Below are 13945 nucleotides of genomic sequence, written 5' to 3' on the forward strand. Positions count from 1 at the left end.
CCGCCATAATGTTGATTGCAATCGAATAGCGGCGCTTTTATTTTCCTTTTACCCCTTTTTGTTATGATAGATAGTAGTAAAGTGATTAAAAATCACGATAACTTACAATAGTTTCATGTTTATCACCTATGAAAAGCCAAGCACTTTGTGTAGACTAAGAAACTAAGAAGAAGGGCCGTTGTTGGTCCACTTACAGAACGAATCAGTCGAAAGGATTTCATCATGCCAAAACCATTAAACAATGCAGTTGTCAGCTTGACACCCGACAAGCTGTTAGACTTCCAACACTCCGTTGCCAATATTGAAGGGCTGGTCTCATTGACCTTTGGAGAACCTGGTTTTGCGACGCCCGCGCCGGTGAAAAAAGCGACGATTCAAGCAATCGAGGAAGATCGGTCCCACTATGGTGACTCTCAAGGAGAACCAAAGCTCCGCTCAGCCATTTTAGACTATATGGCCGACCGTTATGACCTTCACTATCCAAGTATTGATAATGTGATTGTGACTGTCGGGGTCACAGAAGCAATGCAATCAATTTTTAAGACCTTGCTCGCACCTGGTCAGGGACTCTTAATCCCAGACCCAGCCTATGGTTCTTATTTCTCAGCTTTGAGTTTGGCTGGAGGCACGGCTGTTCCAATTGATACGGGCAAGAACGCTTATAAGCTGACGCCCGCCTTGATTGATGAGACGATGGCCGAAACGACAGAAGACGTGCATGCCATTCTCTTTAATTATCCCAATAACCCAACTGGTGTTACTTACACGAAGGAAGAGCTTGAAGAACTGGCAGAAGCCTTTAAGCGCCATGATCTCTGGGTGATTTCAGACGAAATTTATTCTGAATTGACTTATGAGGGTGACCACTATTCAATGGGTAAGCTCTTGCCTGACCAAACGGTTGTCGTTAACGGTTTGTCAAAATCACACGCCATGACGGGCTACCGCCTCGGCTTTATCCTGGGACCAATCGCATTAATCCAGCAAATTCAAAAGGTGCATGGTCCCTTGGTCTTTGCCGTACCAACCTTTATCCAAGATGGGGCAGTCGCTGCTTTGCAGATTCCAAAGGAAGACTTAGCCTTCATGAAGGTTGAATACCAAAAACGCCGTGACTATGCTAAGAAGTTTTTGGAAGACTTGGGCTTTGAACTGGTTTCGCCAAAGGGGGCCTTTTACCTCTTTGCCAAGTTACCAGCTGATTTGGGCGAAGATGGCTGGGCATTTGCTACAGACTTGGCTCACCAGGCCAAGGTTTCTGTGATTCCTGGCGCTGGCTTCTCTTTCTTCGATGAAGTAAAGAAGTTTATTCGGATTTCTTACGCGGCCGATATGGCGCAATTGCAGGAAGGCCTGAAGCGCTTGAAAACATTTGTAGACAAACAACGTGCAGCCCAAGAGACTGCTGAGGCACTGTCAGAGGATATGACGGCCTTGGCTGACTAGTCCTTGGCTTTCATTAAAAAATCAGTTTTGCCATGGGTGGCCGCAACGACCATGATGAAGCACGACAAAATGAACCCGCTGTGAGATGAGCCCCCAAATTGGGACATGTCATTGAGCAGGTTCCTTTTTTGCGCTAATTTATAAAAGATAAATGAGGATGAATCTCATAAAAATGCCATAAATCCTTTCAAAAAAGTTCATTTTCGTGTAGACTGGATTGTGCGATGGATGCCATGAGAATGGCTGCTTTCACCAGCAAGACGAAAGGAACCAGGAAAATGACAGAACCACTTTTACCAGTTAACCAGGCGGTTGTTTCAATCGCCCCCGATAAGTTGTTGGGCTTCCAACGACAGGTCTCAAGAATTGAGGACTTAACCTTTTTGACCTTTGGAGAGCCGGGCTTTGATACGCCAGCCGTTGTCAAGGAGGCGACGATTGCCGCCATTAATAATAACCGTTCCCATTATGGAAACTCTCAGGGGGAACCAGGTGTTCGTCAGGCAATTCTAGGTTATATGAAGGATCGTTATGACCTTGACTATCCAAGTATTGATAACGTTGTTGTGACCGTTGGTGTAACGGAAGCTATGCAGTCAATCTTTAAGACCTTGATTGCTAAGGGTGAGGGACTTTTGATCCCAGAGCCTGCTTATGGTTCGTACTTTGCTTCACTGAGCTTGGCCGATGGCGTTGCCGTGCCAATCGATACGGCAAAGAATAAATTTAAGTTGACCCCGGCACTCGTTGACGAAGCTTTGGCCCAAGCAACGGTACCGGTTCGCGCCATTCTCTTGAACTATCCTAATAACCCAACTGGGGTAACTTACTCAAAGGAGGAGTTGGAAGAACTGGCTGTTTGCTTTAAGAAACACCGAATTTGGGTCATCTCAGATGAAATTTATTCCGAATTGACTTATGCCCATGACCACTATTCAATTGGCAAGCTGTTGCCAGAACAGACATTGGTTGTTAATGGTCTTTCAAAGTCTCATGCCATGACGGGTTACCGCTTTGGCTTTATCTTGGGCCCAGCAAGTGTGATGCAGTACATTCAAAAGATTCATGGCTCTTTGACTTACACCGTTCCAACCTTTATCGAAGACGGGGCAGAGACGGCCTTGCAGATGACGCGAGCAGAGCTGGACTACATGAAGGAAAGTTACCAAGATCGACGAGACTTTGCTAAGCAGACCTTAGAAGACCTTGGCTTTGACGTTGTTGATCCCGAAGGGGCCTTTTACCTCTTTGCCAAGATTCCGGCTGATTTTGGCACAGATGGCTGGACTTTTGCTGAAAAATTAGCAGAAGAGGGCAAGGTTGCAGTCATTCCTGGAGCAGCTTTCTCCCACTTTAAAGAGGCGAACGCTTATATCCGAATTTCTTATGCAACTGCTCAAGACCAATTAGAAATTGGCTTTGCAAAATTGCGGGACTACATTGAAAAGGCCCGTGCAAATCGGTAAAATAAGAACCGACTAAAAGACGCTTTTGATTATCAACCCTGCAATTTGGACAAATTTTAGGGCTGGAATCATTTCGCACTTTGGTCGGTTTTTTAATTGCACAGATGGAGGCCGATGATGGCAACAGAAAAGCACCCCGAACTATCCGGCCTGCTGGTCGTGAATAAGCCAAAGGAAATGACTTCCTTTGGTGTGGTTGCACGACTACGGCGGGTAACCGGACAGAAGAAGATTGGCCATGCAGGGACTTTAGACCCAAATGTCGAGGGCGTCTTGGTTGTCGCCTTGGGGAAGGCCACCAAGTTGATTGACCTTTTGCAGAGTCGGCCAAAAACCTACACGGGGACGGTGACTTTTGGCTATGCAACGGAAAGTCAGGATGCTGATGGAGTAGTTGTTGAAGAAAAACCTTTAACAGCAGCCATTGACCAGGGTCAGCTCGACGCAGCTCGAGCTGATTTGACCGGTGATATTATCCAAATTCCGCCAATTTATTCGGCCGTTAAGGTCAACGGCAAGCGCCTCTATGAATATGCGCGAGCGGGGGGAGAGGTTGAACTGCCCAAGCGAGAGGCGACTATTTATCGCTTCGACCAGACCAGTCCGTTAACCTGGGTTGAGGGGCAACCTTACCAGCAAATGGACTTCTTAGCCCAAGTTTCCAAGGGAACCTATATTCGGACTCTGGCCTATGACCTTGGTCAAAAATTAGGACTGCCCGCGACGATGACTGCTTTGAAGCGGACAGCTGGCTCTGGCTTTACCATCGATCAAGCCGTCCCACTCGATGACTTGTTGGCGATGGATTATTCTGAAATTTTAACGCACGTGCATTCCATTGAGTCCGTGTTGACTTGGCCAAAGAAGGTCTTGACCCAAGACGAGGTCTTTGCGGTCAAGAACGGGCAAAAGATTCCAGTTAGCACCTGGTCACAAAATGATGCGGGTTACTATCAGGTGTATGACCAAGACCAGTTGTTGGCGGTCTACGCCTTTGATGTCGACCAGAATCTCTGGCGGTCGCGGTATTTTTTTGCCCAAAATTGAAAGAAGCTAAGTGATTGAATTTGCAGAAACTCTGCTATAATATGCCCATGACTGAATTAATATCTTTGCATTATCCATTAAAAGAATTGCCCCAGTTGACTAGCAAGCAAGTGCTAGCAATGGGCTTTTTTGACGGGGTCCACCTGGGCCACCAGAAGGTAATCCAGGAAGCAGCACGGGTGGCGCATGAAAATGGCTTGCCACTGGCCGTTTTGACTTATAGCCCTTATCCGGGCTTGGTGTTTAAAAAGCTGCCCCAACCCTGGCATGATTTAACACCCTTGGACCAAAAGGTTCAGCTCTTAGGGAAACTTGGCGTTGAGCGGGTGTACTGCCTCCAATTGACATCACACCTTTCGGCTCTGCATCCAGAAGAATTTATTAAAGAAATTCTCTTGCCTCTCCAAGTTCATACCGTTGTCGCGGGCTTTGACCACCGCTACGGCAAGAAGGAGTACCAAGCTGACATGGCTCACCTGCCTGAATATGCTGCTGGTCGCTTTGATGTCCTGACGGTTGCTAAGAAGACCCTCGGTAAATCAGCTGCCAAGGTGGCCTCAAGGCAGATCCGCCAGGACCTAGCCACCGGTGACTTGGCTGCCGTAACGGAAAGTCTTGGTCGCGTCCACGAGACCACTGGGCTGATTGTCCATGGAGATGCTCGGGGTCGGACGCTGGGCTTCCCAACGATTAATATTTGGACGCCGGAAGTTGAGTTTCTGCCTGGTATCGGTGTTTACGCTGTGAGCGCCTATGTCGATGGCCGCTGGGTTGATGGAATGGCCTCGATTGGTCGCAATGTGACTTTTGAAGCGAACCGACCGGTGACAGTTGAAATCAACCTCTTTGACTTCGCTGATGAGGTTTATGGCGAGCCAGTGAAGGTTCAGTGGTACGCGAAGTTACGCAATGAAGTGAAGTTCGATTCCGCAGAAGCCCTGGTTGACCAGTTGCTGATTGACCAACAAAAGACACGTGAATACTTTCAAGAAAAAGCAGATTAATTTTAATCTGCTTTTTTCATTGCCATGACATAATCGCTGATAAGGTTGATAGATGGGTATTTTTTCATAAAATTAGCACTCGTTTATAAAGAGTGCTAAAAATAGTTTGCATTTTTCTCAATCTTTTGTATAATATAGTTGTTAGCAGTTAAGAGTTTTGAGTGCTAAATAAAATTAAAGGGGGTTTGGGTTGATGCTAACTGATCGACAGCAATTAATTTTGGCGGCGATTATTTATGAATATACCCAGACCGCCCGAGCGGTCGGGTCAAAGACCTTACATGACCAGTTAAATTTGGAGTTTTCACCGGCAACGATTCGCAATGAGATGAGTTTCTTGGAGGAAGCCGAGCTGATTAAAAAGCTCCACACCTCTGCCGGTCGAATTCCTTCAAAAGCTGGTTACCGCTACTACCTTGACCACTTAATGGTGGCCGACCAGGTTTCTGACCAAGATGTTGTGCTGATTGCCCAACGGATTCGTGGTAACTTCCATGAATTGGATGATTTGCTTGGCCAAACGGCCCGGCAATTAGCAGACATGACGGGGTTAACGGCATTGGTGTTAAAGCCAAAGGCCGTTAACCTAAAAATCTCGTCTTTCCAATTGATTCAGCTGGAACGGCAACAGGTTTTGGCCGTCCTAGCAACTTCTGATGGGAAGGTAACCTCACAAACTTTCCGCCTACCAAAAGAAATGACCGTCTCGTCCTTAACGGACATGGTGGCTTATATCAATGCACAGATGGTTGGCAGACCGGTTCAAGAGGTTCTTTCACTGATGAATTCAGAAGAGTTGCCCGTCACGCTTTCACGCAATGTTGAAAGCCCGGCAGCTTTCCTACAGCTCTTCGGTGAAGTGTTGGCTCGATCGGTTGAAGAGCAGGTCCACATTGGTGGTCGGCTCAACCTCTTAGAGGTGGCCGACGACGCCTACTTAAACCTGAAGGAAGCCCGGTCGGTCTTGGAGTTGTTTGACTCGCCTGGGGTGGTGCGCCAATTGGCTGTGACACAAAAACAGTCGGTGACGATTCGCTTGGGTCAGGAGTTACCAACGTCGCTTTTGCAGGATTACGCCATTCTGGCCGCACCGTTTTCGGTCGGTGGCGATGATGGCGGTGTGATCGCATTAGTGGGTCCCATTCGGATGCCATATGCTAAGGTTGCCCGATTATTATCAACCTTTGCCAAAGCACTAGATACAAAATTACTCGAATATGTTTAACCAAAAGGAGGAACGCCCGTGGCGAAGTCTGAAGATGAAAAAGATTTGAAGCAAGCTGATATTGAGGAAGAAACAGAGGCAAAGGAATTTGCTGATGCAGACCAAACTCAAGAAGAAGCTAAGGACAAATCAGAAGAGACACAAGCAGAATCAGTGGAGGAACCAGCAGTGGATCCACTAGCTGATTTGCAAGCAGCCCTTGAGAAGAAGGATGACGCATTACTTCGTGCTCAGGCTGAAATTCAAAACATCCAAAGTCGTAATGCTCGTGAAATTCAAAATATTCGCAAGTATGACGGCCAGAAATTAGCCGAAGCCATCTTACCGGTGGTTGATAACTTGGAACGCGCCCTTGCCGTTGAAGTGGGGGATGACGACCAGGTGGCACAAATCCACAAGGGTGTTGAAATCACGTTGAAGACTTTGAAGCAGGCGTTGACAACCAACGGTATTCAAGAAGTCGGTCAAGTTGGTGATGACTTTGATCCAAATACCATGCAGGGTGTTCAATCCGTGCCGGCAGAAGGCAAAATTAAGGCCGACCAAGTGGCAACGGTCTTTCAAAAGGGCTATGTCCTTCAAGATCGCGTCATTCGCTCAGCGATGGTCGCGGTTGCACAATAACATTTGCAAAATAGCAAATATCTGGTGACTCAGCCCTCTGGCACCACACCTTAAAAAGCTTAAGAATATGATTTAAAAAATAGGAAGGGTCGATATACTATGTCAAAGATTATCGGAATTGATTTAGGAACTACTAACTCAGCTGTTGCCGTTTTGGAAGGTGGCAAGCCAAAGATTATTACAAACCCTGATGGTGGTCGGACGACACCTTCAGTTGTGTCATTTAAGAGTGGGGAGACCCAGGTTGGTGACGTTGCAAAGCGTCAAGCAATCACAAACCCAGACACGATTTCATCAATCAAGTCTCACATGGGCGAAGAAGGTTACAAGGTAACCGTTGATGGTAAGGACTACACACCACAAGAAATTTCAGCCATGATTTTGCAGTACATCAAGGGCTATGCAGAAGACTACTTGGGAGAAAAGGTTGACAAGGCCGTAATTACGGTTCCTGCATACTTTAACGATGCCCAACGTCAAGCTACCAAGGATGCCGGTAAGATTGCTGGTTTGGAAGTAGAACGTATCATCAACGAACCAACGGCTGCTTCATTGGCTTATGGAATGGACAAGTTGGATAAGGATGAAAAGATCTTGGTCTATGACCTTGGTGGAGGAACATTTGATGTTTCTGTCCTTGAATTAGGCGACGGTGTCTTCGAAGTTTTGTCAACAAACGGTGATACTCACCTTGGTGGTGATGACTTCGATGCTAAGATTATCGACTACTTGGCTGATGAATTTAAGAAGGAAAACGGCATCGACTTGAAGCAAGACAAGTTGGCCTTGCAGCGTTTGAAGGATGCCGCTGAAACTGCTAAGAAGACTTTGTCTTCGGCTACTGAAGCACAAATCGACTTGCCATTTATCGCTTCTGGCGACCAAGGACCTTTGCACTTGCAAACTTCTTTGACTCGCGCAAAGTTCAACGAATTGACAGCTGATTTGGTCAAGAAGGCCGAAGCACCTGTAATGAACGCCTTGAAGGATGCTGGCTTGTCATTTAACGACATCGATGAAGTGATTTTGAACGGTGGTTCAACTCGTATCCCTGCTGTCCAAGAATCAGTGAAGAAGATGACTGGTAAGGAACCAAACCACTCAATCAACCCTGATGAAGCCGTTGCCTTGGGTGCCGCTGTTCAAGGTGGTGTGATTACTGGGGATGTGAAGGACGTTGTCTTGTTGGATGTTACGCCTTTGTCACTTGGTATCGAAACCATGGGTGGTGTCTTCACGAAGTTGATTGATCGTAACACGACAATCCCAACTTCAAAGTCACAAGTCTTCTCAACTGCAGAAGACAACCAGCCAGCCGTTGATATTCACGTTTTGCAAGGTGAACGTTCAATGGCGGCTGATAACAAGACTTTGGGTCGTTTCCAATTGTCTGACATCCCTGCTGCAAAGCGTGGTGTCCCACAAATCGAAGTGACGTTTGATATCGACCGTAACGGTATCGTGAACGTTTCTGCTAAGGATTTGGGAACGCAAAAGGAACAAAAGATTACCATCCAAGCTGCCGGTGGTTTGTCTGACGAAGAAATCGAAAAGATGATGAACGACGCCAAGGCAAACGAAGAAGCCGACAACAAGAAGAAGGAAGCAGTTGAAACGCGCAACAACGCCGACCAATTGATTTTCCAGACTGAAAAGACGTTGGAAGAAGTTGGCGACAAGTTGTCAGATGACGACAAGAAGCCAACACAAGATGCCTTGGATGCTTTGAAGAAGGCTAAGGAAGATGCTGCTGCCGAAGACGCTGACTTGACTGATTTGAAGGCCAAGACAGACGACTTGCAAAAGGTAGCTACTGAATTGGCAACGAAGTTGTACCAGCAAGCACAACAAGCCCAAGAAGCACAGGGCGGTGCCGAAGGTGCTAAGAAGGATGACAACACCGTTGATGGTGACTTCGAAGAAGTTAACCCAGATGACAAGAAGTAATCTTTTCTTTGCCAGTGAAAATTGATACAATGGACCAGCTGCGGCTCGGTCCGTACATATTTGAATCAAAGGAGTCCGCTTGTGAATAACACTGAATTTTACGACCGTCTTGGAGTTTCTAAGACAGCTAGTCAAGATGAAATTAAAAAAGCATATCGCAAACTTTCAAAGAAGTACCACCCTGATTTGAACCATGAACCAGGGGCAGAGGACAAGTATAAGGAAGTTCAGGAAGCCTTTGAAACGCTTGGTGACCCACAAAAGCGCCAGCAGTATGACCAATTTGGTGCTGCAGGTGCCCAGGGTGGCTTTGGAGGTCAAGGCGGCTTCGGCGGTGCTCAGGGTGGTTTCGGCGACTTTTCTGATTTGGGCGATATCTTCTCTCAAATGTTTGGTGGCGGGTTCCAGGATCCAAATGCACCACGTAAGGGTCGTGACCTCCAGTACCGGATGCATTTGACTTTTGAGGAAGCCATTTTCGGAACTGAAAAGAACGTTAAGTATACGCGTTCACAGGCCGACCGTTCACAGCACGAGGTTAAGGTGAAGGTACCTGCTGGTGTTGAAACTGGCCAGCAGATGCGCTTGTCTGGCCAAGGTGAAGACGGTGTTAATGGTGGTCCACAGGGTGACTTGTACGTGGTCTTCTCCGTTGCGGCTTCAAAGGATGGCTTTGAGCGTGACGGTGCTGATATCTACCTTCAGCAAGACATCGACTTTATCACGGCGGCTTTGGGGGCTGAAATCCCCGTTAAAACGGTTCACGGTGAAGTGAAGTTGAAGATTCCGGCAGGGACGCAAAATGGTCGTCGCTTCCGCTTAGGTGGCAAGGGTGCTGCTCGTTTGCATGGTAACGGCTATGGCGACCAATTCGTTGTGTTGAACGTTGTTGTGCCAACAAAGCTTAACAAGGACCAGAAGGCTGCCTTAGAGGCCTTTGCGACCGCTTCAGGTGCTAAGGTTGCTAAGAAGAAGTCAATCTTCGATAAGTAAGACAATTTAAAATCAGTTAAGACGTCTTTAGTCTTCATCTGTTCAATCAAAAAAGCCGGCTCAGACGAGTCGGCTTTTTGTGTTTGATTATGATTTTTAAAGGTACTTGGTTGAATCATCCACGTGCCATGGATCTTGGCGGTTGATGTGGTCATAGTACAACTTGCCATGCAAGTGGTCAATTTCGTGTTGGAAGACGATGGCAGGGTAGTTGCGCAAAGTCTTTGTCAGAGTCTGACCGGATTCGTCTTGGTAGCGAACCGTAATCTTCTTTGACCGAGGGACAAAGCCAGGAACGTCTTCGTCAACCGAGAGGCAACCCTCACCGGTTTCCAATGCGGCCCGTCCAACCGTTTCAGACACGATGACGGGGTTAAAGACAACACCCTTGAAGAATGGCTTGTCTTCGGCATCTTCGGCTGGGTCAGCAGAGGGAATCAAGATGGCTGTCATCTGCAAAGATTCTCCAACCTGTGGGGCAGCGAGGCCAACGCCGGGGCGTAGACCGTACTTTTCATTTTCTTCCTCGTCTTGTGAGACTTCTAAGTAAGTCATCATATCCTTGGCGAGTTGTTGGTGCTCAGCACTAAGAGGGAAGGGAACTTCCTTAGCCTGGTCACGCAGAACAGGGTCACCGTCGCGCGTGATTTTATCCATGGTGAAACGAATTGTCATGTTGGTTAACTCCTACTTACAATTTATCAACTCTAAGTATAGCAGAAATCAGTTAGCAACGGGCTTTTGCTCTTTGACTTTCCTGATTTTTTCGTGGATTGGTACGGGGATTTAACTGTTAAATCAGCTGGCTTTTCTGGAAAGGGGAGTGAAAGCTTGTTAAAATAGAGGTGATATGTTCATTGTGCATTTGAAAGGATTTTCTATGGCAGAGCAATACCAGCTTCCGATTGACGGTAATTGGAATCAGGACGATATTATTGCGGTTTCAAATTTGATTGATGCCGTTTTGCAGGTTTATGAGGGCGGCTGTGACCGTGAATATCTCTTAACGACTTACCGGCGGTTCTTGACCGTAATCCCATCCAAGTCGGAGCAAAAGGCCTTTGACCGTGATTTTGAGCAACAAACTGGTCGGTCAATCTATCAGACGATGAAGTTGACAGACAAGCCAGTTAAGCGGGTTTTAGTCAATGACTGAGTGGACGAGCAATCAATTAATCCAGGTTGATCAAACGGTGCGACGCTGGTTGGTCGAGCTCGGTCGTGAGGCTTGGGGAACCAAGAACCAAGATTTACAGGTTGGTCAAAAAGAGGGGGATTTCCGCAACATCGTGACCAACCTCGATACCACCAACCAGGCATGGCTTGTTGACCATATTCGGTCAATCGACCCGGATGCCCATATCGTTGCCGAAGAAGGTGACTTGCAGCGCCCCGAAACCATGGCAGGTCATGTCTGGTTTATCGACCCGATTGACGGCACGCTAAATTTTGTACATGAAAAAACTGATTTTGCCATTATGGTGGCCCTCTATGTTGATGGAAAGCCAACATTAGGTTGGATTGCCAAAGTGATGACAAATCAGGTCTTCCATGGTGGCCCTGAAATTGGGGCCTTTATGAACGACCAAAAATTGGCACCAGTGGCCGACCTTGGCCTGACAGAATCGATTTTAATCGTGTCCGGCCGCCGTCTGATTAGTGGCGAAAAGCCCTACGCGACGCTTGCCGCTGCCGCTTTGGCTTATCGGGTTTTGGGATCGGCTGGCATTTCCTTTAGTCGCTTGTTCTTACAACAAGCAACGGGGTATTTCTCAAAGCTTTCCCCATGGGATTTAGCGGCCGGTCGTGTCTTGGCCGAAACGCTCGGCTACGTGGTCAAATCACTTGACGGAAGTCCGTTAAATATGCTATCATCAAACACAGTATTAATCGCTACAACCAAGACGTATCGCGAGTCAGTCAAGATAGTGAAAGACTAGGGAGAGAAGCCCTAGTCTTTCTTGTGAGTAGCAAAGACAAAGGAGCACATAAAATTGGCAAATCTTCGCGAAGATATTCGTAATATCGCTATTATTGCCCACGTCGATCACGGAAAGACGACGTTGGTTAACGAACTGTTAAAGCAGTCTGACACATTGGACGCCCGTAAGGAAGAATCCTTGGGTGACCGTGTGATGGATACCAACGATATTGAAAAAGAACGTGGAATCACGATCTTGTCAAAGAACACTGCTGTTCGTGTTGGCGACAAACAGATCAACATCTTGGATACCCCAGGTCACGCCGATTTCGGTGGAGAAGTTGAACGAATCATGGGAATGGTTGACGGGGTTTTGCTCGTCGTTGATGCCTTTGAAGGTACCATGCCTCAGACTCGTTTCGTTTTGAAGAAGGCCTTTGAACAACACTTGACACCAATCGTGATTGTCAACAAGGTTGACCGTCCAGGTGCTCGCCCAGAAGAAGTCGTTGATGAAGTTTTGGACTTGTTCATCGAATTGGGCGCTGATGAAGATGATTTGGACTTCCCAGTTATCTATGCTTCAGCTATGAACGGAACATCATCATTTGATCCTGATATCGACAAGCAAGAACATACGATGGACCCAATCTTTAAGACGGTCTTCGAAACGATTCCTGCACCAGTTGACAACTCTGACGAACCATTGCAGTTCCAAGTTGCTATGTTGGACTATAATGATTTTGTTGGTCGTATTGGTATCGGTCGTGTCAAGCGTGGAACAATCAAGGTTGGTGACAATGTTGATGTTTTGAAACTTGATGGCTCATCACAAAACTTCCGTGTTACAAAGCTTTCTGGTTTCATCGCTTTGGACCAAGTTGAAATCCAAGAAGCCAAGGCCGGTGATTTGATTGCCGTTTCTGGTATGGAAGACATCTCAGTTGGTGAAACAGTCGTTGATCCAGCTCATCACGATGAATTGCCATTGCTTCGTATCGATGAACCAACGTTGCAAATGACTTTCCGTCAAAACGACAGCCCCTTTGCTGGTCGTGAAGGAAAGTTTGTGACTGCTCGCCAAATCGAAGATCGTTTGTTGCGCGAATTGCACACTGATGTTTCTTTGCGTGTTGAAGACACTGACCAAGCTGGTGCTTGGTTGGTCTCAGGACGTGGTGAATTGCACCTTTCAATCTTGATTGAAAATATGCGTCGTGAAGGCTTCGAATTGCAAGCTTCACGTCCACAAGTTATCTTCCGCGAGGAAGACGGTCAAACCACTGAACCTTACGAATCAATCCAAATCGATACACCAGATGAATATTCATCAACTGTTATCGATTCATTGAACCAACGTAAGGGTGAAATGCAAAACATGGAAGCTGTCGGAAACGGTCAAACTCGTTTGACTTATATGGCACCTTCACGTGGTTTGATTGGTTACGCCACTGAATTTATGACAGCAACTCACGGTTATGGTATCTATAACCACACATTTGCTGAATACCGTCCAATGGTTAAGAATTGGGAACCAGGACGTCGTAATGGTGCCTTGGTTTCAATCAACCAAGGACAAACAACAAACTACGCAATCATGGGTGTTGAAGATCGTGGCCAAATGTTTGTCGGCGCCGGTGTTGACGTGTATGAAGGAATGGTTGTTGGTATGAACGCTCGTGACAATGACATCTCTGTTAACGTTACAAAGATGAAACCGCAGTCCAACGTTCGTTCATCAAACAAGGACCAAACTGCTTCAATCAAGACCCCACGTGAGATGAACTTGGAAGCGTCAATGGAATTCTTGAACGATGATGAATACGTTGAAGTAACGCCAGAAAATGTTCGTATCCGTAAGGCTATTTTGAACACTGCTGAGCGTGAAAAGGCTGCTAAGCGTCGTAAGTAAGCGTTTAAGCATCATCCTATCTGAAACAAACAACTAGTCATAGTGGCATGGACCAACTTCATGTTACTATTATTTTGGAGCTATGGCACAATCTGGTACTGCAGCGGACTCGAAATCCGTCGAGCCGTCTTATGGCGGTGTGCGGGTTCAAATCCCGCTAGCTCCTTGGGACATTTCAAGAGACCTAAAAAACCTAGTCTTAAGCTAATTTTGTTTTTTAGGGTTGCTATAGCTTTCAAGCAAAATAACACATTTTTTATAGCGGGGATGCTATCGAGGACGGCTCTTGTGCCGTCTTTTTATTTTTGGCAGATTCTATAATTAATTCGAACGAGAAAATTTAAAATAAAAACCCAAAGA

12 protein-coding genes and 1 tRNA gene are annotated in these 13945 nt (G+C 46.6%); 12 read left to right on the forward strand and 1 reads right to left on the reverse strand.

The window, feature by feature from the left end:
* Nucleotides 1–222: 222 nt before the first annotated feature.
* From FEFB_RS03360 to FEFB_RS03395, 8 genes are all read left to right on the forward strand, one after another.
* Complete coding sequence (locus FEFB_RS03360) at nucleotides 223–1446, forward strand: aminotransferase class I/II-fold pyridoxal phosphate-dependent enzyme (protein ID WP_047974838.1); 1224 nt, start codon at nucleotides 223–225, stop codon at nucleotides 1444–1446.
* Nucleotides 1447–1724: 278 nt separating this feature from the next.
* Nucleotides 1725–2912 (forward strand): aminotransferase class I/II-fold pyridoxal phosphate-dependent enzyme, encoded by a 1188-nt coding sequence (locus tag FEFB_RS03365; RefSeq protein ID WP_047974839.1) that lies wholly within the window; start codon nucleotides 1725–1727, stop codon nucleotides 2910–2912.
* A 117-nt stretch (nucleotides 2913–3029) separates the two neighbouring features.
* Nucleotides 3030–3959 (forward strand): tRNA pseudouridine(55) synthase TruB, encoded by a 930-nt coding sequence (gene truB, locus FEFB_RS03370; protein WP_369795898.1) that lies wholly within the window; start codon nucleotides 3030–3032, stop codon nucleotides 3957–3959.
* A 47-nt stretch (nucleotides 3960–4006) separates the two neighbouring features.
* Nucleotides 4007–4963, forward strand: coding sequence for a riboflavin biosynthesis protein RibF (ribF, locus tag FEFB_RS03375; protein ID WP_082131902.1), 957 nt, complete (start codon nucleotides 4007–4009; stop codon nucleotides 4961–4963).
* Nucleotides 4964–5156: 193 nt separating this feature from the next.
* The gene (gene hrcA, locus FEFB_RS03380) at nucleotides 5157–6188 is read left to right on the forward strand and encodes a heat-inducible transcriptional repressor HrcA (protein WP_047974842.1); all 1032 of its coding nucleotides are present in this window, start codon (nucleotides 5157–5159) and stop codon (nucleotides 6186–6188) included.
* A gap of 45 nt (nucleotides 6189–6233) precedes the next feature.
* Entirely contained in the window at nucleotides 6234–6812 is a 579-nt protein-coding gene (grpE, locus tag FEFB_RS03385; protein ID WP_369795899.1) for a nucleotide exchange factor GrpE, read from the forward strand.
* Nucleotides 6813–6911: 99 nt separating this feature from the next.
* Nucleotides 6912–8759: a molecular chaperone DnaK gene (gene dnaK / locus FEFB_RS03390; RefSeq protein ID WP_047974844.1), complete on the forward strand. Its 1848-nt coding sequence runs from the start codon at nucleotides 6912–6914 to the stop codon at nucleotides 8757–8759.
* An 81-nt stretch (nucleotides 8760–8840) separates the two neighbouring features.
* Nucleotides 8841–9752: a DnaJ C-terminal domain-containing protein gene (locus FEFB_RS03395; RefSeq protein WP_047974845.1), complete on the forward strand. Its 912-nt coding sequence runs from the start codon at nucleotides 8841–8843 to the stop codon at nucleotides 9750–9752.
* Between the two features lie 96 nt (nucleotides 9753–9848).
* Here the strand turns inward: FEFB_RS03395 and def are convergent, their stop codons facing one another.
* Nucleotides 9849–10427 carry a peptide deformylase gene (gene def / locus FEFB_RS03400; protein ID WP_047974846.1) on the reverse strand — a complete coding sequence of 193 codons (579 nt, stop codon included), beginning with the start codon at nucleotides 10425–10427 and terminating at the stop codon, nucleotides 9849–9851.
* Between the two features lie 205 nt (nucleotides 10428–10632).
* On the opposite strand from def, the gene FEFB_RS03405 reads away from it, so the two are divergent.
* The 4 genes from FEFB_RS03405 (at nucleotide 10633) to FEFB_RS03420 (ending at nucleotide 13751) form a co-directional block, all read left to right on the forward strand.
* Complete coding sequence (locus tag FEFB_RS03405; RefSeq protein WP_047974852.1) at nucleotides 10633–10908, forward strand: UPF0223 family protein; 276 nt, start codon at nucleotides 10633–10635, stop codon at nucleotides 10906–10908.
* Nucleotides 10901–11692: an inositol monophosphatase family protein gene (locus FEFB_RS03410; protein WP_047974847.1), complete on the forward strand. Its 792-nt coding sequence runs from the start codon at nucleotides 10901–10903 to the stop codon at nucleotides 11690–11692. Before FEFB_RS03405 ends, FEFB_RS03410 begins: the two co-directional genes overlap by 8 nt.
* Before the next feature lie 54 nt (nucleotides 11693–11746).
* On the forward strand, nucleotides 11747–13585 hold the full coding sequence (gene typA, locus FEFB_RS03415; protein WP_047974848.1) for a translational GTPase TypA: 1839 nt from the start codon (nucleotides 11747–11749) through the stop codon (nucleotides 13583–13585).
* Nucleotides 13586–13661: 76 nt separating this feature from the next.
* Nucleotides 13662–13751: transfer RNA gene (locus FEFB_RS03420), tRNA-Ser, on the forward strand.
* Nucleotides 13752–13945 lie beyond the last annotated feature (194 nt).

The organism is Fructobacillus sp. EFB-N1, assembly GCF_001038455.1.
In the GTDB taxonomy this organism is placed as follows: Bacteria; Bacillota; Bacilli; order Lactobacillales; family Lactobacillaceae; genus Fructobacillus; species Fructobacillus cardui.